This window comes from Sulfitobacter sp. UBA4523 (genome assembly GCF_002388305.1).
In the GTDB taxonomy this organism is placed as follows: Bacteria; Pseudomonadota; Alphaproteobacteria; order Rhodobacterales; family Rhodobacteraceae; genus Sulfitobacter; species Sulfitobacter pontiacus.
In genome coordinates, this window is sequence record NZ_DGMH01000028.1 from 6,540 (window position 1) to 6,890 (window position 351).

1 protein-coding gene is annotated in these 351 nt (G+C 59.8%); it reads left to right on the top strand.

All coding sequences use genetic code 11. From position 1 onward, the window contains the following. Positions 1 to 201, top strand: a 201-nt coding sequence (locus B3849_RS07260; protein WP_286779969.1) for a hypothetical protein, incomplete at its 5' end; no start/stop codon positions are given. Between the last annotated feature and the right edge of the window lie 150 nt (positions 202 to 351).

Here is a 351-nt window from a genome sequence, read left to right on the forward strand (position 1 = left end):
TATGATCCGGTGTTCGGGGCGCGTCCGCTGAAGCGGGTTATTCAGCGCGCATTACAGGACCCGCTAGCCGAGATGATCTTGGCGGGTGACGTGCTGGATGGGGATCTTATCCCCGTGCAGGCTGGTGCCGAAGGGCTGATCATCGGCGACCGCGTGGCTGCCAGCAACCGCGCCAAACCGGACGAAGCGACCGTCCACTAGGTACATAGTATATAGTGTGGTGATGTGATCGGGCAGGGCCGGGGGAAACCTCGGCCCTGTTCGCATGTGTTGCCCTGACATTCCGGTGTGTCTCCTGAAATGTAGCGGATTGCATTTGGTAGGAGCGACAACCCGCAGTAGGCTACCCAT